Source organism: Pseudomonas sp. GM18 (genome assembly GCF_000282195.1).
GTDB lineage: Bacteria > Pseudomonadota > Gammaproteobacteria > Pseudomonadales > Pseudomonadaceae > Aquipseudomonas.
The window spans coordinates 37,196-60,788 of record NZ_AKJT01000032.1 but is presented as its reverse complement, the minus strand read 5'-3'; the positions used below and the strand labels follow the sequence as shown (position 1 = coordinate 60,788).

The window sequence follows — 23,593 nt, the reverse complement described above, 5'->3', positions numbered from 1 at the left end:
ATTTTTGGTCACTGGCTAATTTGTCATAAAGAAGCCCGCAGCAAGGCGGGCTCTTTAGGCTGGTTAGAAAGATTAAAGCGCAAACAACTCCGCCGGCAGCGTCATCAGACAATCACTGCCCGCCTCGATGGCCGCCCGATGAGCGGCGGTACGCGGCAGCAAACGCTTGAAGTAAAACTCGTTGGTCGCCAGTTTGCTCCGGCAGTAATCGGCATCACCGCTGCCCGCCTCCAACTGCGCCTGAGCTACCAGCGCCATGCGTAGCCACAGGTAGCCGAGGATGATGTAGCCGCTGTACATCAGGTAATCCACCGAGGCGGCGCCGACCTCGTCCGGATTTTTCATCGCGGCCATGCCGATCCTGGTAGTCAACTCGCCCCACTGCTGATTCAGACCGTTGAGTTGCGCCACATAACTGCCGAGTTGCGGATGCTCAGCGTTTGCCGCACAGAACTTGTGGACGATCTTGGTGAAGCCGCGCAGCAGTTTTCCCTGGCTGCCAAGGACTTTGCGCCCAAGCAGATCCAGCGCCTGAATGCCGTTGGTGCCTTCGTAGATCGGCGCGATCCGACAGTCGCGAACCAACTGCTCCATGCCCCACTCACGAATGAAACCGTGGCCGCCAAACACCTGCATGCCGAGGTTGGTCACCTCCAATCCTGTGTCAGTCATGAAGGCTTTGCAGATCGGTGTGAGGAACGCCAGCAAATCCTCAGCGTCCTGACGCGCCGTTTCATCCGGGCTCAGGTGCGCAGCGTCCAGCAACTGTGCGGTGAAGTAAGTCAGTGCCCGGTTGCCCTCGTTGAAGGCCTTCATGGTCAGCAACATCCTGCGCACATCGGGATGAACGATGATCGGGTCGGCGGTTTTTTCCGGGGCTTTCGGGCCGGTCAGCGAGCGCATTTGCAAACGGTCGTTGGCGTATTTGATTGCGCCCTGGAAGCTCGCCTCCCCCAGACACAAACCTTGCATGCCGGTGCCGAGCCGCGCGTGGTTCATCATGGTGAACATGCAGTTCAGGCCCTTGTTCGGCTCACCGATCAAGAAGCCCTTGGCGTCATCGAAATTCAGCACGCAGGTGGCCGAGGCCTTGATGCCCATTTTGTGTTCGATCGAGCCGCAGGAAACGCCGTTGCGCTGGCCCGCCTCGCCCTCGGCATTGGGAAGGAATTTGGGCACGATAAACAGCGAAATCCCTTTGGTCCCCGCTGGCGCGTCCGGCAGTTTGGCCAGCACCAGGTGAATGATGTTGTCACTCATGTCGTGTTCGCCGGCGGAGATGAATATTTTGCTGCCGGAGATCGCGTAACTGCCGTCGGCCTGAGGCATGGCGCGGGTCTTGATGATGCCCAGATCGGTGCCGCAATGGGCTTCGGTCAGGCACATGGTGCCGGTCCATTGACCAGCGGTGAGCTTGCTCAGGTAGGTCTGTTTCTGTTCTTCAGTGCCATGGGCATGGATGGCCGACATCGCACCGTGGGTCAGGCCGGGGTACATGCCCCAGGACGTGTTGCTGGAGCCGACCATTTCGCTGATGACCAGCCCCAAGGAACTTGGCAAGCCCTGACCGCCGTAAGCCGGATCCGCCGCCAGACCATGCCAGCCGCCTTCCACGTATTGTGCGAATGCTTGCTTGAAGCCTGTAGGCGTTGTGACCACGCCATTGTCGAAATGGCAGCCCTCTTCGTCACCGCTGCGGTTCAGCGGTGCGAGAACGTTCTCGCAGAATTTCGCGCCTTCTTCGAGGATCGCATTGACCATGTCCGGGCTGGCATCGGTGGCCCCCAGCGCGGCGTAGTTGCTGTGAAAATCAAAGACGTGATCGATCAGAAAGCGCATGTCGCGCAGGGGAGCTTTGTACTCGGGCATGGTCATTTCTCCGGCAGCAGATGGCTCAAACCTACTGCCGTGCACCACGCCTCACAATCACAGTCCAGACGCTGAATGCGCCATCATCACTCAACCCGCAGCGGCGTCCATACGCACCGCACCACGGCGGGTCTGACCGAATGCCATCACACAGTTTCGCCCCGCGCCCTTGGCGCTGTAGAGCGCCTGGTCGGCGGATTTGAGCACTTCTTCAGGGGTGCGTTGTTCCAGCCGTTCGGCGACGCCGATGCTGACGGTAACCGAAACACTCGAGGCGCCCGAACCCGCGCGGCGCTGGCGTCCTTGCTGATCATCCTGGGGACGACTGTCCTGATTGCGCAGCTGGATGTTGTAGGTAGCGATGGATTCACGGATGACTTCCAGGTGCGGCATGCACTCTTCGAGGGTCTTGCCTGCGAACACCAAGGCAAATTCCTCACCGCCGTAGCGATATGCCCTACCGCCACCGCTGATTTTCGACAGCTTGCTGGCGACCAGTCGCAACACTTGGTCGCCGACATCGTGGCCGTGGGTATCGTTGAATTTCTTGAAGTGATCGACGTCGCTCATGGCCAGCACGTAATTGCGCCCCAGTCGTTGCATGCGTTCGTTCAGGGCGCGGCGCCCCGGCAGGCCGGTGAGTTCGTCGCGGAATGCCATTTGATAGGCCTCATGGGCCACCGCGGCGGCAATCATCAACATCACTTGGCTGCACATGATGTTGAGGGTGAAGGGCAGGATGAAGGTTTTTGGCAACATCCAGAACAATCCCAACAGCCCCACCAGCTGCGCAGCATGCAAGGGCCTTGGGTTGCGCCAATATTGCCAGGTCAACAGCAGAAACGAGGCGATGAACACCGGGTAAGACAACTGAATCAGGCTCATCCACGCACCATGCAACGCTGGCCAGCGAATTTCCGACAGCCACATCAACAGCGCCTGTGGGTAACTTTGCTCCAGCCCCAGCGCCACACTGCCGAACGCCAGCAACACAGCGAAGCGCGCCACCATGTCCTGAAACAGGTGAGTGCGCTCTTGCCAGGCGGCAAACAAGCCAAACAACAATGGCAACAACAAACAGCACAGATGGAACACCACCGCGGCGTCTTCACGAACCTTGCCGTAATCGCGGTAGTAGTCAGTCTGGGTGTCGAGCAGGAAATAGGCGATGTACACCGTGACCATCAGAAACAGTTCACGCTGACGTCGGTAAACCGCGCAATACGCACCGCCGAGCAACAGCACCAGAGTAGGCAGCACGTTGAACAGCGAAGTGAAGAAGACGTTGAGATCCTTGACGTAGGCAGCCGCAAGCCCCGCGAGCAACAACAGCAGCGATGGCAAAAAATGGCTGAAACGTACAGCGGAAGAACGCGGCAAGGGTAAAGCTCCGACCCGGCAAACAAAGATGGCATTGTGCCTGCATTTGGCGCAGCTAAGCACGTGTAATGTGACGCACATCACATTGCAGCCTCTTTAACGGCAGCCAAGTCGTTTTTCTTAGCGTTTTGGTCGGGAATATTTACCGGTACAGTCATTAGCGCCGGGCACAAAAAAGCCGCTGCCTCCGAAGAAGCAGCGGCTTTTGTGAAGAGACTGCGAAGGGCTTAGTAACCCAGTGCGAAGTCTTCTTCTTTCATGTCCATCAGGTTGTTGGCACCCGACAGCATAGTTGCAACGTGAGTGCGGGTACGCGGCAGGATACGCTGGAAGTAGAAGCGCGCAGTCTGCAGCTTGGCGGTGTAGAACGCCTCTTCGGTGGTGCCGGCAGCCAGTTTCTCGGCCGCCAGACGCGCCATATCGGCCCAGAAGTAGGCCAGGCAGGCGTAACCGGAGTACATCAGGTAGTCCACCGACGCCGCGCCGACTTCTTCGCGGTCTTTCATGGCCGCCATACCGACCTTCATGGTCAGCTCGCCCCATTCTTTGTTCAGCGCAGCCAATGGCTCGACGAACTCTTTGACCGCGTCATTGCCTTCGTTGCTCTGGCAGAACTTGTGGACGATCTTGGTGAAGCCTTTGAGTGCTTCGCCTTGAGTCATCAGCACTTTACGGCCCAGCAGGTCGAGTGCCTGGATGCCGGTGGTGCCTTCGTACAGCATCGAAATGCGGCTGTCGCGAACGTTCTGCTCCATGCCCCACTCGGCGATGAAGCCGTGGCCGCCGTAGATCTGCACGCCGTGGTTAGCGGATTCGAAACCAACTTCAGTCATGAAGGCTTTGGCGATCGGCGTCATGAAGGCCAGCAGTGCGTCGGCTTTCTTCTTCTCTTCTTCATCGACGCCATATTTGACGATGTCGACTTGCTTGGCGGTGAAGTAAACCATCGCACGGTTGCCTTCGGCGAAGGCCTTCATAGTCAACAGCATGCGACGTACGTCAGGGTGAACGATGATCGGGTCAGCGGCTTTGTCTGGTGCTTTCGGGCCAGTCAGGGAGCGCATTTGCAAACGATCGCGAGCGTATTTCAAACCACCCTGGAAGCCGATCTCGGCGTGTGCGAGACCTTGCAGCGCGGTACCCAGACGTGCGGTGTTCATAAAGGTGAACATGCAGTTCAGGCCTTTGTTCGCCGGGCCGATCAGGTAACCGGTGGCTGCGTCGAAGTTCATCACGCAGGTGGCGTTACCGTGGATGCCCATCTTGTGTTCCAGGGAACCGCAGCTCACAGCGTTGCGTGCGCCGATGGAGCCGTCTGCGTTCGGCAGGAATTTCGGCACGATGAACAGCGAGATGCCCTTGGTGCCGGCCGGTGCATCCGGCAGACGTGCCAGCACGATGTGGACGATGTTGTCGGCCATGTCGTGTTCGCCGGCGGAGATGAAGATCTTGGTGCCGGACACTTTGTAGGAGCCGTCGGCCTGAGGCTCGGCCTTGGTACGCAGCATGCCCAGGTCGGTGCCGCAGTGCGGTTCGGTCAGGCACATGGTGCCGGTCCATTCGCCGGAGACCAGTTTGGTCAGGTAAGCCTCTTGCTGCTCAGGCGTGCCGTGCTCGGAAATAGTGTTCATCGCGCCATGGGACAGGCCTGGGTACATGCCCCACGACCAGTTGGCTTCACCCACCATTTCGCTGACAGCCAGGCCCAGAGACTCCGGCAGGCCCTGGCCGCCGTGCTCTACGTCGTGGGCCAGGCTTGGCCAGCCGCCTTCGACGAATTGCTTGTAGGCTTCTTTGAAACCGGTCGGGGTTTTAACGCCGGACTCGCTCCAGGTGCAACCTTCAGTGTCACCCACGCGGTTCAGCGGAGCCAGCACCTGCTCACAAAACTTGGCGCCTTCTTCGAGAATGGCGTCAACCATGTCCGGAGTTGCGTCCTGGCAAGCCGGAAGGCTCTGATAGTGCGCTTCGTAGCCGAGCAGTTCGTCACGAACGAAGCGAATATCACGCAAGGGGGCCTTGTAGTCAGGCATAGCGATAAACCTCTGCTGATGTAACCGGGAATGAACGACCGTGATGATTTGTTGTGACGGTCAAACAGTTGTTTGAAACATACGTTTACGCCCAAATCTTGTCAAGCGCCGATCTTTTGCCGTTCGTCTTCGATCTATGGAAATCACGGGCGCGCAGTTGCGCAGCGCCGTTGATTGAGCAACACGCCATGTAGGAGAGATTAGTTGAGGCAGAAGGACTTACGCAGAAAAACGCCGCGAACAAGCGCGGCGTTGGGGTAGCGGATTCAGCGAGGAATCAGGCGAAGGTATCGATCAGCGTACCGAGCATTTCATCCGAGGCTTTGGCGACTTTGACACCGAGTTCCACCTGGAACTTGCCTTGGGACATCTCGACCACATTGCTGGCCAGATCCGATTGCTGGCTACGGTCTACCGAGCGCAGACGATCGACCTGAACCTCGGAGGACTGACTGGTGACCGAACGCTCGATGGTGTTGTTGGCGATCTGCCCTGAAGCCTGATCGACACGGTTCTGCCCTGTCTGAATAGTGCTCAGACCGGCATAAAAAGCGGTGTTTCCTGAGATTTCCATTGGGGAACTCGTCCTACAGAGGATCAACAGCGGCCATTGAACCAGACACGCCGCCAAAAGGCCCGACAAAAACACTAATGGCACTGTGCCTTATCATAGGTAAAACCCACGCCAGAAACTTCAGTCCAGCAGATCCAGCTGTAGATGCTCCGCCACCGCTTCGGCTGTCACCGACTTGAGTTTCGGCACCCGCCCCAGGCACGGCGCGGGAATGCGTTCGGCCAGCGTCGCGAGGTTTTCTTCCAGGCGCGAGGTTTTCGGATCGATGATGTTGGCCACCCACCCTGCCAACTGCAAACCATCCCGAGCAATTGCCTCGGCCGTCAGCAGCGCATGGTTGATGCAGCCCAGGCGCACGCCGACCACCAGGATCACCGGCAGATCCAGCGCCATGGCCAGGTCCGACAGATTGTCCTGATCCGCCAACGGCACTCGCCAGCCGCCAGCGCCTTCGATCAAAGTGAAGTCCGCCTGCAGATCAAGAATCTGCCGCATCGGCGTCAACAACGATTGCACGGTCAACGCCACACCAGCCTCCCGCGCCGCCAGATGCGGTGCGATCGCCGGCTCGAACGCGACCGGATTGACCTGATCGTAGGTCAACGGTATCGAGCATTCGGCCAGCAGTGCCAGTGCGTCGGCATTGCGTAATCCCTTGGGCGTCAGCTCACACCCGGAGGCTACGGGCTTACCCGCAGCCGTGCTCAAGCCTGACAATCGCGCGGCATGCAGTAAACCTGCGGCGACGGTGGTCTTGCCGACATCGGTGTCAGTACCGGTGATGAAATAGGCTGCGCTCATAAGGGTTTCTCCAGAACGGCGTAAACCACTTGATAAGTCGCCGGCAGTCCCTGTGCCTGACGAAACTGCTCGTAAGCCTCGATCAAGCCGAGGATCCGCGCCCTGCCGGTCAAACCGCCCGGCCGACCGGGGTTCAGGTTATGCGCCCCGAGTGCCTTGAGCTCATGGGTCAGGCTGCGGACATCGGGGTAATGCAATACATGTGGATGTGTTTCAAGGCTGATGACCTTCAAGCCACTGCCCGCGCAAAGCTGCTGGTAAACACCGAACTCGCGGAAGCGGTTGACGTGCACCATGCCATCCACCTGACGCCAGCTGTCGCGCAATTCGTACAGCGTGCCTACACACAGACTAGCAAACGCAAAAATACCGCCTGGTTTCAGCACCCGATACGCTTCGTTGAGCACCGAGGCGAAATCCGCGCACCATTGCACCGCCAGGCTGGAGAAGACCAGGTCGCAGGTCGAATCCTGCAACGGCAAGCGTTCGGCATCACCGGCGATGAAATGGGTGGCGCCGCCCAAGGGACGGGCGTGATTGAGCATCCCCTCTGCAATATCAAGGGCCAGCCCGTCACCGGCAGGAAAACGCTCACCGAGCGCACGGCTGAAATACCCGGTTCCACAGCCCATATCCAGCCATCGAGCCGGGACAAAATCTTCCGGCAACCGATGTAACAGCTCGCTGCCAACATCGCGTTGCAATTCAGCCACGCTGTCGTAACTCGCCGCCGCTCGGGAAAAGGACGCCGCCACCTGGCGTTTATCGGGTAAGCCGCCGGGCAGGTTGGGAAGGGACAAATCAGTCATCACCGGACTCATGCAAAAAGGCCTGAATCGCCCCCGCCACACCGTGGGGGTCTTCCAGAAGAAACGCGTGGCTGGCCTGTTCAATCAGACCGATTTCGACATCCGGCAGCAGCGCCAACAAGTCCCCTGCCGCTTCGGCCGGGACCAATCCGTCGAGGCCACCAAACAAATGCAATTGCGGGCCGCGAAACGCTTGCAACGCTTGCCGGGTATCCAGTTGTGCGAGCAACTCCAGGCCGCTCATCAGCACCGACGGAGACGAAAGCGGTGCGCCAGCGAGCAACAGCCGCGATAGCCCGCGCGGGTCTGCGGCACCTTGAGTGCACAGCAGCGAGAAACGTTTCAACGTCATGCCTGGGTCGGCTTTGCAACCGGCCAGAAACGCATCGAAGGTTTCGCCGGGCATCGCGCTCGACCACTGCTCATGGGCAACAAAAGAAGGGTTACTCGCCAGGGTCAGCAAGCCGCAGCAACGGTCACCACGCCTCGCTGCCAATTCGGACGCCAGCATGCCGCCCAATGACCAGCCACCGAGCCAGGCATCCTGGGGCAGCGTTGAATCCAGCTCATCGAGCCATTCTTCAAGGTCGCTCGAATCCAGCTCCGGCAACGGTTCGATCTCGACGCGCAGGTGCTCATCCAGGCCTTGCAAGGCAGCCGCCAAGGGTTCCAGCGGCGAAATCCCGAGACCCCAGCCCGGCAGCAGAATCAGACGATCACGCATGGCTTGGCTCCGGTCCCAGTTGTTGAAAACAATCGGCCAGTCCATTTAACAATAGCTGTACCTGCGCCTCGCTGTGAGCGGCGGTCAGGGTTACGCGCAAGCGGGCGCTGCCGGCGGGCACGGTCGGTGGACGGATCGCGGTCACCATCAGGCCACGCTCACGCAGCATCTGAGACAACCGGACCGCGCGCCCGGCATCGCCAATCATGATCGGCTGGATCGGCGTGAAGCTGTCCATCAACTCCAGGCCAATCTGCTCGGCGCCTTGGCGGAACTGGCGAATCAACGTATTCAGATGCTCACGTCGCCAGTGTTCGCTGCGCAACAATTCCAGGCTCTTCAGCGTCGCGCAGGCCAGCGCCGGCGGTTGGCTGGTGGTGTAGATGTAAGGGCGGGCGAACTGGATCAGGCTCTCGATCAACTCTTCACTGCCAGCCACAAAAGCACCGGCCGTACCGAACGCCTTACCGAGAGTGCCGACCAGTACCGGCACATCTTCCTGACTCAGGCCGAAATGCTCGACGATTCCGCCGCCATTGGCACCCAGCGGACCAAAACCGTGAGCGTCATCGACCATCAACCAGGCACCTTTGGCCTTGGCTTCCCGCGCCAGCGCCGGCAGGTCGGCGATGTCGCCGTCCATGCTGAACACACCGTCGGTGACCACCAGCGTATTGCCGGTAGCCTTCTCAAGGCGCTTGGCCAGACTGGCCGCGTCGTTATGCAGATAGCGATTGAAACGCGCACCGGACAGCAGACCGGCATCCAGCAATGACGCGTGATTGAGACGATCTTCCAGCACCGTATCGCCCTGCCCGACCAATGCGGTGACCGCGCCGAGGTTGGCCATGTAGCCGGTGGTGAACAGCAGTGCGCGCGGGCGGCCGGTGAATTCGGCGAGGGCTTCTTCCAGCGCGTGATGCGGGCCGCTGTGGCCGATCACCAGATGCGAAGCACCACCGCCCACGCCCCAACGCGACGCGCCGGCGCGCCAGGCTTCGATCACTTGCGGGTGATTGGCCAGGCCCAGGTAATCGTTGTTACAGAACGCCAGCAACGGCTGACCATCGACCACCACTTCCGGGCCTTGAGGGCTTTCGAGCAGCGGACGCTGGCGATAAAGGTTTTCGGCACGACGGGCAGCAAGGCGTGCGGCGAGATCGAAAGACATGCAGGCCTCGCGAGTAGGAAAGAGGCACGAACATCTGTAGGAGCTGCCGAAGGCTGCGATCTTTTGATCTTGCCCTTATCAGCGTCGATCCAGAAAAGATCGCAGCCTTCGGCAGCTCCTACAGAAAAGCCTGAACGTGGTTAAACAGCAGCGTTATAGAACTGCTCGCTGCTCTTCTGCTCCACCAGTGCCTGTTCGATGGCGGCCTGATGCACTTCGTCGGCGTGCTCTTCGCGGGCTTCCGGCAGGATGCCCAGACGCGAGAACAGTTGCATGTCCTTGTCGGCCTGCGGGTTGGCGGTGGTCAGCAGTTTTTCGCCGTAGAAAATCGAGTTGGCGCCGGCAAAGAACGCCAGGGCCTGCATCTGCTCGTTCATTGCCTCGCGGCCGGCGGACAGGCGCACGTGGGATTTCGGCATCAGGATGCGTGCGACCGCGAGCATGCGGATGAAGTCGAACGGATCGACGTCGTCGGCATTTTCCAGTGGCGTGCCGGCGACTTTCACCAGCATGTTGATCGGCACCGATTCTGGATGCTCCGGCAGGTTGGCCAACTGGATCAGCAGGTTGGCTCGGTCGTCGAGGGACTCGCCCATGCCGAGAATGCCGCCGGAGCAGATCTTCATCCCCGAATCACGCACGTAGGCCAGGGTTTGCAGGCGCTCGCTGTAAGTGCGGGTGGTGATGATGCTGCCGTAGAACTCTGGCGAAGTGTCGAGGTTGTGGTTGTAGTAGTCGAGGCCGGCCTTGGCCAACGCTTCGGTCTGCTCCTGATCCAGGCGACCGAGGGTCATGCAGGTTTCCAGGCCCATGGCCTTCACGCCTTCGACCATCTTCAGCACGTAAGGCATGTCTTTGGCCGACGGGTGTTTCCACGCCGCGCCCATGCAGAAACGGGTCGAACCGATGGCCTTGGCGCGAGCAGCCTCTTCGAGGACCTTCTGCACTTCCATCAGTTTTTCTTTTTCCAGGCCAGTGTTGTAGTGGCCCGACTGCGGACAATATTTGCAATCTTCCGGGCAGGCGCCGGTCTTGATCGACAGCAGGGTGGAAACCTGGACGCGATTGGCGTCGAAATGCGCGCGGTGCACCGTCTGCGCCTGGAACAACAGGTCGTTGAATGGCTGAACGAAGAGTGCTTTGACTTCAGCCAAAGACCAGTCGTGACGCAGGGTGGCAGTGGTGCTGGCGCTCATGGGCGATTCCTTGGTTATGCTTGGCAAGCGGCTGTGGAATGGAATACCCACAGACGCGACACGGATGTTCGGCATATTTAAGGAAGACTCATGCACTGTCAACCACGATACGAAGGACCGGTTTACATCTGGTTAAAAAACAAACAATCCTGTTTGCTCTGCTCAGAGGTCGCGGACGACACCATACCGATCTGCATGGCCTGCGAAACCGAGTTGCCCTGGCTGGGCGACCAATGCCAAACCTGCGCCCTGCCCTTGCCCGCCACGGGCCTGACGTGCGGCCAATGCCTGAAACAACCGCCAGCCTTCGAGCGAGTCGCCGCTCCCTGGACTTACAGCTTTCCCGTCGACAGTTTGATCACCCGCTTCAAGCACAGCGCAAAGTGGCCGTTCGGCCGCCTGCTCGCTGAACTTCTTGCTCAATTCCTGCAACATCGCTTCGATGAAGATCTGGATCGGCCCGACGCGCTGATACCGGTACCGCTGGCCCCCAAGCGGCTGCGCCAGCGGGGTTTCAACCAGGCGGCAATGCTCGCCCGCTGGCTCAGCACTGGCCTCGGCATTCCTTGCGACGAGACGCTGTTGCTGAGGACTCAGGACACCAGTGCACAACAAGACCTTAATGCCGATGCACGTAAAAAGAACCTGCGCCACGCCTTTGCCCTCGCGCCCGAGGCTTCGATCAAGGGCCGTCACTTCGCACTGGTGGACGATGTACTGACTACCGGAGCCACCGCACAGGCCCTGGCCTGGCTGTTGATGGCGGCGGGCGCAACGCGGGTCGACGTCTACTGCCTGGCCCGTACCCCCAAACCTGGCGACGGGGCCTGACTTGACTCCCGCACGCCAAGCCGCCAACGTCCTCCCCATCGTCACAGCCCACAGCGCCTTGCCATGTCCTTACCTACGTTGTTGTCCCAGCACATTGTCCGTCGTCCGCAGCGCATCGCGTTGCTGCAACACATCGCCGAACAGGGCTCGATCACCCGCGCCGCGAAAAGCGCTGGCCTAAGTTACAAGGCCGCGTGGGACGCCATCGACGAGCTGAACAACCTCGCGCAGAAACCGCTGGTGGAGCGCAGCGTTGGCGGCAAGGGCGGCGGCGGCGCCAAACTGTCCAGCGAAGGTGAGCGCGTGTTGCGCCTGTATCAAAAGCTGCAAGCGTTGCAGGCCCAGGTACTGGAAGCTGCTGAAGAGGCCAGCGACCTGGACCTGCTCGGTCGACTGATGCTCAGAACCAGCGCGCGCAATCAACTGCACGGCAAGGTCGTGGCGATCGATGCCCAAGGGCGCAACGACCGGATCCGTCTTGAACTGGCCGAAGGCTTGCTTATCGATGCGCAGATCACTCACGACAGCACCCTGCGCCTGGAACTGGAAAACGGCACCGAAGTGGTCGCACTGATCAAGGCCGGTTGGCTGGAACTGCTGAGCGTCGATCAAACCACAACATCCGGTAACAATTGCCTGAAGGGCAGCATCGAAGAAATCCTCGACGCCGAAGACGGCCCCAGCGAAGTGCGCATCAGCCTGCCCAATGGCCAGACACTTTGCGCCCTGGCCGAGCCGCTGCACCTGAAAACCCTCGGGCTTGGCGCTGGTAAACCGGTGCAGGTGCAGTTCGCGCCCTCGAACATCCTGCTGGGTACGCCGCTCTAGCCCAAACACTGCTACAAAGATCAATGCATCGGCTGCAACAAAAGCTTCATCGACCACCATTAAGGTGGCTGCAAAAACCCGCAGGGAGCCTGATGTGAGCCTATTAGAAGACAACCAACCCACCGACCTCGAAAAAATGGTCGGCCTCAGCCGTCGTGGCTTCATCAGCGCCGGCGCCCTCTGCGGTGCGGCCATGTTTCTCGGTGGCAACCTGCTGAGTCGCAGCGTGCTGGCCGCCAGCGTCAGCGCCGGCTCCAGCAAACTGTTGGGCTTCGACAGCATCGCCGCCGCCACCACCGATACCATCACCCTGCCGCCGGGCTACAAATCCTCGGTACTGATCAGCTGGGGCCAGCCTCTGCAAAAAAATGGCCCGGCATTCGACCCGAGCGGCAACGGCACGGCCGAGCACCAGGAAGCCCAGTTCGGCGACAACAACGACGGCATGAGCCTGTTCGAGTTTCCCGGTGACAAAGACCGGGCGCTGATGGCGATCAACAACGAATACACCAATTACCGCTACCTCTATCCCCACGGCGGCATGCCGCAATCGGCGGCAGAGGTGCGCAAGGCCCTGGCCTGCGAAGGCGTGTCGGTGATCGAAGTGCAGCGCAAGAACGGCCAATGGCAATTCGTCCAAGGCTCGCGCTACAACCGGCGCATTCACGGTAACGCGCCGATCAGCCTGAGCGGCCCGGCCGCCGGTCACGAGCTGCTGAAAACCAGCGCCGACAAACATGGCAAGAAAGTCCTCGGCACCTTCCAGAACTGCGCCAACGGCAAGACGCCGTGGGGCACTTATCTGACCTGCGAAGAGAACTTCACCGACTGCTTCGGCAGCAGCAATGCCGAGCAAAAATTCGACGCCGCGCAGAAGCGCTATGGCGCAGTGGCGGCCAGTAAAGATATCAACTGGCACCAGCACGATGAACGCTTTGACCTGGCGAAGAACCCCAACGAGCTCAACCGCCACGGCTGGGTGGTGGAAATCGACCCGTTCGATCCGCAATCGACGCCGGTCAAACGCACCGCGCTGGGCCGCTTCAAACATGAAAATGCCGCCCTGGCTGAAACCAGTGACGGTCGCGCCGTGGTGTATATGGGCGACGACGAACGTGGCGAGTTCATCTATAAATTCGTCAGCCGCGACAAAATCAACCACAAGAACCCCAAGGCCAACCGCGACCTGCTGGATCACGGCACCTTGTACGTGGCGCGTTTCGACGCGGGCGACGGCAACGCCGATCACCCCAAAGGCCAGGGTCAGTGGATCGAACTGACCCACGGCAAGAACGGCATCGACGCCAGCAGCGGTTTTGCCGATCAGGCCGAAGTGCTGATTCATGCACGCCTCGCAGCCAGTGTGGTAACCGCCACGCGCATGGACCGCCCGGAATGGATCGTTGTCAGCCCCAAGGACGGCCAGGTTTATTGCACCCTGACCAACAATGCCAAACGTGGCGAAGAAGGCCAGCCGGTGGGCGGCCCGAACCCGCGCGCGAAGAATGTCTACGGGCAGATCCTGCGCTGGCGCACCGACCGCGACGATCACGGTTCGAATAGCTTTGCCTGGGACCTGTTTGTGGTCGCCGGCAACCCGGGCGTCCACGCCGGCACGCCGAAGGCCGGCTCTTCGAACATCACCCCGCAGAACATGTTCAACAGCCCGGACGGCCTGGGCTTCGACAAGGCCGGGCGCTTGTGGATTCTGACCGACGGCGACTCGAGCAACGCGGGCGACTTCGCGGGCATGGGCAATAACCAGATGCTCTGTGCCGACCCGGTGACCGGCGAGATCCGCCGCTTCATGGTCGGGCCGATAGGTTGTGAGGTGACGGGGATCAGCTTCTCGCCGGATCAGAAGACCTTGTTTGTCGGGATTCAGCATCCAGGGGAAAACGGCGGTTCGACGTTTCCTGAGCATCTGCCCAATGGCAAGCCACGGTCTTCGGTGATGGCGATTACCCGCGAGGATGGCGGGATCGTCGGCGCCTGATAAGCGCCCCCCATGATCGTTCCCACGCTCTGCGTGGGAATGTAGCCCGGGACGCTCTGCGTCCCAAAATCGGACGCGGAGCGTCCGGTGAGGCATTCCCACGCAGAGCGTGGGAACGATCCCCCTAAAGAAGCCCCGTCTGCGCTACCATGCTTGGCCGGACGCGGCAGCCTGCCGCGCGCAGGAGTCAGCATGGCCCACCCGTTTGAAACCCTCACCCCAGACCTCGTGCTCGATGCCGTCGAAAGCATCGGCTTTCTCAGCGATGCGCGCATCCTGGCGCTCAACAGCTACGAGAACCGTGTCTATCAGGTTGGCATCGAAGACTCCGAGCCGCTGATCGCCAAGTTTTACCGTCCGCAACGCTGGACCAACGAAGCGATTCTCGAAGAACACCGTTTCACCTTCGAGCTCGCCGAGTGCGATATCCCGGTGGTCGCGCCGCTGATCCACAACGATGAAAGCCTGCACGAACACGCCGGATTCCGTTTCACCCTGTTCCCGCGCCGGGGCGGCCGCGCTCCGGAGCCGGGTAATCTCGATCAGCTGTATCGGCTGGGCCAATTGCTGGGGCGTCTGCACGCCGTGGGCGCTACCCGACCGTTCGAACACCGTGAAGCGCTGGGGGTGAAGAATTTTGGTCATGACTCGCTGACCACCTTGCTCGAAGGCAACTTCATCCCGCGCAGCCTGCTGCCCGCCTACGAGTCCGTGGCCCGCGACCTGCTCAAGCGCGTGGAAGAGGTCTACCAGGCCACGCCACACCAGAACATCCGCATGCACGGCGATTGCCACCCCGGCAACATGATGTGCCGTGACGAGATGTTCCACATCGTCGACCTCGACGACTGCCGCATGGGCCCGGCGGTGCAGGATATCTGGATGATGCTGGCGGGTGACCGCCAGGAATGTCTAGGGCAATTGTCGGAACTGATGGACGGCTACAGCGAATTCCACGACTTCGACCCGCGGGAACTGGCACTGATCGAACCGCTGCGCGCCTTGCGGTTGATGCATTACAGCGCCTGGCTCGCCCGTCGCTGGGACGACCCGGCCTTCCCTCGCAGCTTTCCGTGGTTCGGCACCGAGCGCTATTGGGGCGATCAAGTGTTGGCGTTGCGTGAGCAATTGGCGGCGCTGAATGAAGAGCCGTTGAAGCTTTTTTAATTTCAAGATCAAAAGATCGCAGCCTTCGGCAGCTCATACGCGCCTTAGGGCGCCGCGATCTTTTGCATTCGGGCACGACACATCTATACAACCTCCTTACAATCCCTTCTTTGTTAGCTGCCTAAGCAAGGATTCTCATGCAAGCCGCCAACCCGCGTCGCGGGTACATTCTGGGCCTGAGTGCCTACATCATCTGGGGATTGTTCCCGCTCTACTTCAAAGCCATCGCCAGCGTGCCCGCCGTGGAGATCATCATCCACCGGGTGCTTTGGTCCGCGTTGTTCGGCGCCTTGCTGCTGCTCGTCTGGAAGCATCCCGGCTGGTGGCGCGAGCTGCGTGAGAATCCGCGACGACTGGCGATCCTGGCCCTGAGCGGCACGCTGATCGCGGCCAACTGGCTGACTTACGTCTGGTCGGTGAACAACGGACGTATGCTTGAGGCCAGCCTCGGTTACTACATCAACCCGTTGGTAAACGTGTTGTTGGGCATGCTGATCCTCGGCGAACGGCTAAGGCGCATGCAGTGGATTGCGGTGGGGCTGGCGGCGGTCGGTGTCGCCCAGCAAGTGTGGCAAGTCGGCAGTCTGCCGTGGGTGTCGCTGGTGCTGGCATTGACCTTCGGCTTCTACGGCCTGATCCGCAAGCAGGCGCCGGTCAAGGCGCTGCCGGGGCTGGTGGTGGAAACCTGGATGCTGGTGCCGATTGCCCTCGCCTGGCTGCTGTTCAATCCGACGGCGACCAGCGCCCAAGCCGCATTCTGGACCAGTTCCGAAGCCTGGTGGCTGGTAGCCGCCGGTCCGGTGACGTTGGTGCCGCTGGTGTGTTTCAACGCCGCCGCCCGGCATTTGCCCTACACCACCCTCGGATTTCTCCAGTACCTGGCGCCGACGCTGGTGTTGCTACAAGCCGTTCTGCTGTTTGGCGAGCACTTGTCGTCCAGCACGCTGGTGGCGTTCATCTTTATCTGGGCAGGTCTGGCGGTTTACAGCGTCGACGCGTGGATAAGTCTGCGCCGCCGCAGCTGATCAAAAAACGCACAAACCTCTACAGGCCACGTCTCCCGTGGCCTGCATCCATCCTTCCCAAGGTTATCCACAGTGTGATCCCCGGCGTTTGTGCGCAAGTCACTGAAACTGCTGGTTTTTTGACCAATTCTTGAAGAGCCCCGGCCGGCGTGGGCTGGCGGGGTGTCTCTACAGGTTATCCACAGGCAGGTGCACGTATAACTTGGATAACCTTTTCAAGGTTCGCTGCGCAGCACCAATTCGACCATCAGATCGTCCGCCAGGGTTTCCAGGCGCGATTGCAGCACTTCCAGCGACAAGGTCAGTGGCACAGCGAGAATTGCTTCGGCATGGAACAACGGCTCGCTGCTCATCGGCGCCGGACGCACTTCAGTCACCAGCCGCTCCAGGCTCACCCCCTGCTCACTCAGCAGACGCGTAATGTCGCGCACAATGCCCGGACGATCATTGCCCACCAATTCCATGGCAATCGGCTTCCAGGTGCAGGATTGTTCGATGCTGCTCTCGGCAATCATCACGCGGATGCCCTGCGTCGACAGCCCCTGTAGGGCGTCTACCAGTTCATCGTAGGCTTCGGCCGGTACGCCCACCCGAAGAATCCCGGCGAACTGCCCGGCCATGCGCGACATGCGGCTCTCCAGCCAATTGCCGCCGTGCTCGGCAATGCATTGGGCAATGCGCTCGACCTGCCCGGGCTTGTCCGGGGCGAATACCGTAAGTACGAGGTGGTCCATGGCGCAGCCCTCTTGTCATGACTTTTGTTATGGAAAGGCAAGTATAGGCAAGGGTGGGGACCACGTTGATTCGTCTGGCGCCATCGCCGACGAACCTGCCAACAAACAAATCGTGTACAAGTTTTTATATTTAGCTGGAACAATCCAATAGTTTTTTGAGAACATCCCGTTCCCCGACATGACTGCAATGCGTCATAGGGTCGCAGAACGACGTAATTAGTCTAATTTTCACAACCGCAATTGATCATGTAGTATGCCGCAGCGCGCACTACATAACGTTGGATCGATGTCTGCCACAGGCGCCGTCGCAACCCTGAAAGCCCCGTCAGCAAGGCCGCAATGCCGTTGATCGGACCGAACCCAGCCGCCAGCAATGGCATGTACTGGTAGAAGGGTTTGTGGTTTAAATGGCCAGAGGCTTCATTGTTAAATTGAAGAGCTGAAAAGCGAAATAGCTGAGCAGAGTGAGGCAAGCAATGACTGAACACGTTCAAGTCGGTGGCCTGCAGGTCGCCAAAGTCCTGTTCGACTTCGTGAACAACGAAGCCATTCCCGGTACCGGCCTCACCGCCGACACGTTCTGGGGCGGTGCCGACAAGGTCATCCATGACCTGGCGCCGAAGAACAAAGCCCTACTCGCCAAACGCGATGATTTCCAGGCACGCATCGATGCCTGGCACCAGGCTCGTGCAGGTGTTGCGCACGATGCGGTGGCCTACAAAGCCTTCCTGCAAGACATCGGTTATCTGCTGCCAGAAGCGGCCGATTTCCAGGCAACGACGCAAAACGTCGATGACGAAATCGCCCGAATGGCCGGTCCACAACTGGTGGTGCCGGTGATGAACGCGCGCTTTGCGCTCAACGCCTCGAACGCCCGCTGGGGTTCGCTGTATGACGCGCTCTACGGCACCGACGCTATCAGCGAAGCGGACGGCGCGGAAAAAGGCAAAGGCTACAACAAGGTGCGCGGCGACAAGGTCATCGCCTTCGCCCGCGCCTTCCTCGACGAAGCCGCGCCACTGGCTGCCGGCTCCCACGTTGACTCCACAGGCTACAAGATCGTTGACGGCAAATTGGTGGTCGCCCTCAAAGGCGGCACCAACACTGGCCTGCGCAACGATGCACAACTGATCGGTTTCCAGGGCGACGCCAATGCTCCGATCGCGATCCTGCTGAAAAACAACGGCCTGCATTTCGAGATCCAGATCGATGCCAGCACCCCGGTCGGCCAGACCGACGCCGCCGGTGTCAAAGACATCCTGATGGAAGCCGCGCTGACCACCATCATGGACTGCGAAGACTCGGTTGCCGCCGTCGATGCCGACGACAAAGTGGTGATCTACCGCAACTGGCTCGGCCTGATGAAGGGTGACCTGGCGGAATCCGTTGCCAAGGGTGGCCAGACTTTCACCCGTACCATGAACCCGGATCGCACCTACACCAAAGTCGACGGCAGCGAACTGACCCTGCACGGCCGCTCACTGTTGTTCGTGCGTAACGTCGGTCACCTGATGACCATCGACGCGATCCTCGACAAGCATGGCAACGAAGTGCCGGAAGGCATCCTCGACGGCCTGGTGACTTGCCTTGCGGCGATGCACAACCTGAGCGGCAACACCACGCGCAAGAACACCCGCACCGGTTCGGTCTACATCGTCAAACCGAAGATGCACGGCCCGGAAGAAGCCGCGTTCACCAACGAGCTGTTCGGTCGCATCGAAGACGTCCTCGGCCTGCCGCGCAACACCCTCAAAGTCGGGATCATGGACGAGGAGCGCCGTACCACGGTCAACCTCAAGGCCTGCATCAAGGCTGCCAGCGAGCGCGTAGTGTTCATCAACACCGGTTTCCTCGACCGCACAGGCGATGAAATCCACACCTCCATGGAAGCCGGCCCGATGGTGCGCAAGGCCGACATGAAAGCCGAGAAGTGGATCAGTGCCTACGAGAACTGGAACGTCGACATCGGTTTGAGCACCGGCCTGCAAGGTCGCGCCCAGATCGGTAAAGGCATGTGGGCCATGCCCGACCTGATGGCCGCCATGCTGGAACAGAAAATCGCTCACCCATTGGCCGGTGCCAACACCGCCTGGGTTCCATCGCCGACCGCTGCAGCGCTGCACGCGTTGCACTACCACAAGGTCGACGTGTTCGCCCGTCAGGCCGAACTGGCCAAACGTGCGCGTGCTTCGGTGGACGACATCCTGACTATCCCGCTGGCGGTGAACCCGAGCTGGACCGCGGAACAGATCAAGAACGAACTGGACAACAACGCCCAGGGCATTCTCGGTTACGTGGTGCGCTGGATCGACCAAGGTGTGGGTTGCTCGAAAGTGCCGGACATCAACGATGTCGGCCTGATGGAAGACCGTGCGACGCTGCGTATTTCCAGCCAGCACATCGCCAACTGGCTGCGCCACGGCATCGTCACTGAAGAGCAAGTGATGGAAAGCCTCAAGCGCATGGCGCCGGTGGTGGACCGTCAGAACGCCAACGACCCGCTGTACCGCCCGCTGGCACCGAACTTCGACAGCAACATTGCCTTCCAGGCAGCGGTCGAGTTGGTGGTCGAAGGCACTAAACAGCCGAACGGCTACACCGAGCCGGTTCTGCACCGTCGTCGTCGCGAGTTCAAGGCTGCCAATGGCCTTTGAGTAAACGCTGACGCCGGACGTGAAAAAGCCCTGATCGAGAGATCAGGGCTTTTTTATTTGAATTGATTGATCGTTCCCACGCTCCGCGTGGGAATGCAGCTCGGGACGCTCCGCGTCCCAAAAGCGGACGCAAAGCGTCCATGGAGGCATTCCCACGCAGAGCATGGGAACGATCACGGCAAAATCTCAATCCCCAGCTCATGCTTGACCAATTCAAGCAGTTTGCCGCTATCGATGGGCTTGAGCAGAAAGTCCACCACGTGCAAGTGCATGGCTTCGATCGCATCCTTCACGTCGGCGTCGCCGGAAACGATGATGATCGGCAACGCCGCACGTGGCGACTCCCGCACCAGGCGGATCAGTTCCAGGCCATCGACGTGGCCCATCCGCAGGTCGGTAATCATCAGACCGATCGATGGCCTCGTCTCCAGCAATTTGAGCGCCGTTTCGCCGCTGGCCGCCGTCATGCAGTGAATGCCATCCAGACCCAGAATTTCCGACAGCAACTCCCTGGCATCCTTATCGTCATCGACGACCAGCACCCGCTGCGGCGGCAAGTCAGGTTCCAACATGACGGCACTGAGCGCTTCGCGCTCGGCATCACTCAAAATATCGTGGTCAGACATGGCGTTCTCAACGTTTTCGGTTCGATCCCTGACACAGGGTGTCAGACATCACCCAGCAGAGCTTCAATGTGTACTTCGTTGGAAACATTTCCAATAGACAATGTAGGAGGTTTTTCCCACAGTTGTGCCAGACATTTCCCATATTAAGGCCACTGCACTGCCTACCTAGACTTACGTCCAATGGGCACCCTGCCCGCAGGGGTCGACCATGGCCGGAACAATCCGACACAACAATTCGAAAAAGACTGCGGTAATGGTTATGAGTAAAGCGGACGCCTTCACCCAGGCAGGGAAAACCGCGGTGTTGCAGAACATCCAGGGCACTTTGCAATTCCTGCAGCGCTTCCCCCCCTTCAACCAGATGGAAAACGCCCACCTGGCCTATCTGGTCGAGCAATGTCAGCTGCGTTTTTATGCCCCCGGCGAAAGCATCATCAAACCCGCCGATGGCCCGATCGAGCATTTCTACATCGTCAAACAGGGCCGGGTCGTGGGGGAACGCCCACACACGGCCAAGGGCGGCACCGAAACCACCTTCGAAATCACCACCGGCGAGTGCTTCCCCCTGGCCGCACTACTGGGAGAGCGGGCGACCCGCACCGAGCATCTGGCGGCCGAAGATACCTTTTGCCTACAGCTGAATAAGCTGGCGTTCATCAAACTGTTCGCACTGTCCAACCCGTTCCGCGACTTTGCCCTACGGGGTGTCAGCAGCTTGCTGGATCAGGTCAATCAGCAAGTCCAGCAAAAAGCCGTGGAAACCCTCGGCACCCAGTATTCGCTCAATACCCGGCTGGGCGAATTGGCCATGCGTCACCCGGTAACCTGCAGCCCGATCACGCCCCTGCGTGAAGCGGTGACGCTGATGCACGATCAGCAAGTCGGCAGCATTGTGGTGGTCGATGAGCAAAAGGCGCCGCTGGGCATTTTCACCCTGCGCGACTTGCGGCATGTGGTGGCCAACGGCACCAGCGATTTCAACGAATCCATTGAGCGGCACATGACCCGGGCGCCGTTTTTCCTGACGCCGGACCACAGCGCCTTCGACGCAGCGATCGCCATGACCGAGCGACACATCGCCCACGTCTGCCTGGTCAAGGATCAGCGCCTGTGTGGCGTGGTTTCGGAACGCGACCTGTTTTCCCTGCAACGGGTCGATCTGGTGCACCTGGCACGAACCATTCGCAGTGCCCAGCGGGTGGAAAACCTGGTGGCGATTCGCGGCGAGATCGGCCAATTGGTCGAGCGGATGCTGGCCCACGGCGCGTCCTCGACGCAGATCACCCACATCATCACCCTGCTCAACGACCACACCGTGTGCCGGGTGATCGAACTGGCCCTCGCGGAGAAAGGCGACCCCGGCGTGCCATTCAGTTGGCTGTGTTTTGGCAGCGAAGGCCGCCGCGAGCAGACGCTGCACACCGATCAGGACAACGGCATTCTGTTCGAAGCCCGCGACGCGGTCCACGCCGCCGAGATTCGCGGCAAATTGCTGCCCATCGCCCAGCAGATCAATCAGAGCCTGGCGCTGTGCGGCTTTACCCTGTGCAAAGGCAACATCATGGCCGGCAACCCTGAGCTGTGTTTGTCCCGAGTGGAATGGGCGCGACGCTTTGCGGCGTTTATCCGCGAGGCGACACCGGAAAACCTGCTGGGGTCGAGCATCTACTTCGACCTGCGTGTGGTTTGGGGCGATGAGCGAGGCTGCGAGCAACTGCGCCGGGGCATTCTCGACCAGGTCGGCGACAACCGGTTGTTCCAGCGCATGATGGCCGAGAACGCCCTGCGCAATCGCCCGCCCGTAGGGCGTTTCCGCGAATTCGTGCTGGCGCGCAAGAATGGCGAGAAAGCCACCCTCGACCTGAAACTTCAGGGCCTGACCCCATTCGTCGACGGCGCGCGAGTGCTGGCCCTGGCCCACGGCATCGACGCCAACAACACCTTGGAGCGCTTTCGCCAATTGGTGGAAAAAGAGGTCATCGAACAGCTGGACGGCGCGGCCTATGAAGAGGCATACCACTTCATCCAGCAAACCCGCATGCAGCAACATCAGCTACAGACCCGGGAGAACTTGCCCTACTCCAATCGCGTCGATCCCGACAGCCTCAATCATCTGGACCGACGGATCCTGCGTGAATCCCTGCGCCAGGCTCAACGCCTGCAAAGCAGCCTGGCCCTGCGGTATCAGCTATGAGCCTGTTTTCATGGCTGCGCCCGGCCAGTCCCGTTTTGCCCGGCGAACTGCAACAGCGTCTGCAGCGTTTGCCTGCCGTGGCCGAGCTGAGCGACTGCAGCCTGCGCGAGCAACGCTGGGTAGTGCTCGACCTGGAAACCACCGGGCTGAATCTGAACAAGGATCGGCTGCTGTCCATCGGCGCCGTGGTGATCGAAGACGGGGCGATCGACTTCAGCCAGCAGTTCGAGCGCACGCTGCAATGCACCGAACTCAAACTCGGCCCCAGCGTGTTGATTCATGGGCTGGGTCCGAGCGCCATTGCCGCCGGCAGCGACCCGGCGCAAGCCTTGCTCGAGTTCATGGAGTTCGTTGGCGACAGTCCGGTGTTGGCCTTTCATGCGCCGTTCGACCAGCACATGCTCGGGCGCGCGCTGAAAGAACATCTGGGTTACAAGCTGCAGCATCCGTTTCTGGATGTGGCAGACATCGCCCCGCTGCTTTGTCCCCAGGCGCACTTTCGTGAGGCCGGGCTGGACGAGTGGATCGACTGGTTCAAGCTTGAGGTCTTCGAGCGGCATAACGCCAGCGCCGATGCCTTGGCGACGGCGGAGCTGATGCTGATTCTGTTCAGCCGGGCGCGACGGCAGCAGATTCATAGCCCGTTGAACCTGCAGCAGCGGCTGAGACAGTGGAAGCGGCGGCGGCAAGCACCGTCTTTCTGACCTGTGGCGAGGGGGCTTGTCGGACCGCCGCACCGCCCCGTTGGGTCGCGAAGCGGCCCCCTGCATTCCGCCATATAGACCGCATTCGGCGGTTTTACGACTGCTGCGCAGCTGAACGGGGCGGTGCGGCGGTCCGACAAGCCCCCTCGCCACAGGTTAGTGTTCGCCTTCAGACTTTGTGGCTCAAATCACCCGACCAGCGCCAATTGCTTACCTCCCCCGCCTCTGCCACAATCGCGAACAATTCTCGTTACTTAATACTTCCCCCATCGGTGAT

The 23,593-nt window shown here is 60.2% G+C and carries 19 protein-coding genes; 8 read left to right on the top strand and 11 right to left on the bottom strand.

Annotated features, from left to right (window positions below; translation table 11 throughout):
* Positions 1–72 precede the first annotated feature (72 nt).
* The 9 genes from PMI21_RS19140 to bioB form a co-directional block, all read right to left on the bottom strand.
* Positions 73–1,869, bottom strand: a complete 1,797-nt coding sequence (locus PMI21_RS19140) for an acyl-CoA dehydrogenase C-terminal domain-containing protein (protein ID WP_007936494.1) — start codon at positions 1,867–1,869, stop codon at positions 73–75.
* Positions 1,870–1,959: 90 nt separating this feature from the next.
* Complete coding sequence (locus PMI21_RS19145; protein ID WP_033063903.1) at positions 1,960–3,249, bottom strand: GGDEF domain-containing protein; 1,290 nt, start codon at positions 3,247–3,249, stop codon at positions 1,960–1,962.
* A gap of 227 nt (positions 3,250–3,476) precedes the next feature.
* Positions 3,477–5,282, bottom strand: coding sequence for a phenylacyl-CoA dehydrogenase (locus PMI21_RS19150; protein ID WP_007936490.1), 1,806 nt, complete (start codon positions 5,280–5,282; stop codon positions 3,477–3,479).
* Between the two features lie 277 nt (positions 5,283–5,559).
* Positions 5,560–5,856, bottom strand: a complete 297-nt coding sequence (locus PMI21_RS19155) for a hypothetical protein (RefSeq protein ID WP_007936482.1) — start codon at positions 5,854–5,856, stop codon at positions 5,560–5,562.
* Positions 5,857–5,976: 120 nt separating this feature from the next.
* Positions 5,977–6,657 carry a dethiobiotin synthase gene (bioD, locus tag PMI21_RS19160; RefSeq protein WP_007936480.1) on the bottom strand — a complete coding sequence of 227 codons (681 nt, stop codon included), beginning with the start codon at positions 6,655–6,657 and terminating at the stop codon, positions 5,977–5,979.
* Positions 6,654–7,466: a malonyl-ACP O-methyltransferase BioC gene (gene bioC, locus PMI21_RS19165; protein WP_007936479.1), complete on the bottom strand. Its 813-nt coding sequence runs from the start codon at positions 7,464–7,466 to the stop codon at positions 6,654–6,656. Before bioC ends, bioD begins: the two co-directional genes overlap by 4 nt.
* The gene (locus tag PMI21_RS19170; RefSeq protein WP_007936478.1) at positions 7,459–8,190 is read right to left on the bottom strand and encodes an alpha/beta fold hydrolase; all 732 of its coding nucleotides are present in this window, start codon (positions 8,188–8,190) and stop codon (positions 7,459–7,461) included. The genes bioC and PMI21_RS19170 overlap by 8 nt, the downstream gene beginning before the upstream one ends.
* On the bottom strand, positions 8,183–9,361 hold the full coding sequence (bioF, locus tag PMI21_RS19175) for an 8-amino-7-oxononanoate synthase (protein WP_007936477.1): 1,179 nt from the start codon (positions 9,359–9,361) through the stop codon (positions 8,183–8,185). Before bioF ends, PMI21_RS19170 begins: the two co-directional genes overlap by 8 nt.
* Before the next feature lie 140 nt (positions 9,362–9,501).
* Positions 9,502–10,557 carry a biotin synthase BioB gene (gene bioB, locus PMI21_RS19180; RefSeq protein WP_007936476.1) on the bottom strand — a complete coding sequence of 352 codons (1,056 nt, stop codon included), beginning with the start codon at positions 10,555–10,557 and terminating at the stop codon, positions 9,502–9,504.
* 90 nt (positions 10,558–10,647) lie between these two features.
* Here bioB and PMI21_RS19185 point away from each other — a divergent pair, with 90 nt between their 5' ends.
* The 5 genes from PMI21_RS19185 to rarD all read left to right on the top strand — a co-directional run bounded on the left by PMI21_RS19185 (position 10,648) and on the right by rarD (position 16,404).
* A complete protein-coding gene (locus tag PMI21_RS19185) occupies positions 10,648–11,388 on the top strand; it encodes a ComF family protein (RefSeq protein ID WP_007936474.1) in 741 nt (246 codons plus the stop codon).
* Positions 11,389–11,451: 63 nt separating this feature from the next.
* Entirely contained in the window at positions 11,452–12,216 is a 765-nt protein-coding gene (locus tag PMI21_RS19190; RefSeq protein ID WP_007936471.1) for a TOBE domain-containing protein, read from the top strand.
* Between the two features lie 94 nt (positions 12,217–12,310).
* Complete coding sequence (locus tag PMI21_RS19195) at positions 12,311–14,212, top strand: PhoX family protein (RefSeq protein WP_007936470.1); 1,902 nt, start codon at positions 12,311–12,313, stop codon at positions 14,210–14,212.
* A 192-nt stretch (positions 14,213–14,404) separates the two neighbouring features.
* Positions 14,405–15,379: a serine/threonine protein kinase gene (locus PMI21_RS19200; RefSeq protein WP_007936469.1), complete on the top strand. Its 975-nt coding sequence runs from the start codon at positions 14,405–14,407 to the stop codon at positions 15,377–15,379.
* 137 nt (positions 15,380–15,516) lie between these two features.
* On the top strand, positions 15,517–16,404 hold the full coding sequence (rarD, locus tag PMI21_RS19205) for an EamA family transporter RarD (protein ID WP_007936468.1): 888 nt from the start codon (positions 15,517–15,519) through the stop codon (positions 16,402–16,404).
* 215 nt (positions 16,405–16,619) lie between these two features.
* Here the strand turns inward: rarD and PMI21_RS19210 are convergent, their stop codons facing one another.
* Positions 16,620–17,138 (bottom strand): glycine cleavage system protein R, encoded by a 519-nt coding sequence (locus PMI21_RS19210; protein WP_007936467.1) that lies wholly within the window; start codon positions 17,136–17,138, stop codon positions 16,620–16,622.
* A 476-nt stretch (positions 17,139–17,614) separates the two neighbouring features.
* On the opposite strand from PMI21_RS19210, the gene PMI21_RS19215 reads away from it, so the two are divergent.
* On the top strand, positions 17,615–19,792 hold the full coding sequence (locus tag PMI21_RS19215; RefSeq protein ID WP_007936466.1) for a malate synthase G: 2,178 nt from the start codon (positions 17,615–17,617) through the stop codon (positions 19,790–19,792).
* A 173-nt stretch (positions 19,793–19,965) separates the two neighbouring features.
* On the opposite strand, the gene PMI21_RS19220 is transcribed toward PMI21_RS19215, so the two are convergent.
* A complete protein-coding gene (locus PMI21_RS19220; RefSeq protein ID WP_007936465.1) occupies positions 19,966–20,418 on the bottom strand; it encodes a response regulator in 453 nt (150 codons plus the stop codon).
* Positions 20,419–20,677: 259 nt separating this feature from the next.
* Between PMI21_RS19220 and PMI21_RS19225 the strand changes: the two genes are divergently transcribed.
* Both PMI21_RS19225 and PMI21_RS19230 read left to right on the top strand, forming a co-directional pair.
* A complete protein-coding gene (locus PMI21_RS19225) occupies positions 20,678–22,612 on the top strand; it encodes a putative nucleotidyltransferase substrate binding domain-containing protein (RefSeq protein ID WP_338010000.1) in 1,935 nt (644 codons plus the stop codon).
* Positions 22,609–23,316 (top strand): 3'-5' exonuclease, encoded by a 708-nt coding sequence (locus PMI21_RS19230; protein ID WP_007936456.1) that lies wholly within the window; start codon positions 22,609–22,611, stop codon positions 23,314–23,316. The genes PMI21_RS19225 and PMI21_RS19230 overlap by 4 nt, the downstream gene beginning before the upstream one ends.
* Positions 23,317–23,593: the final 277 nt, after the last annotated feature.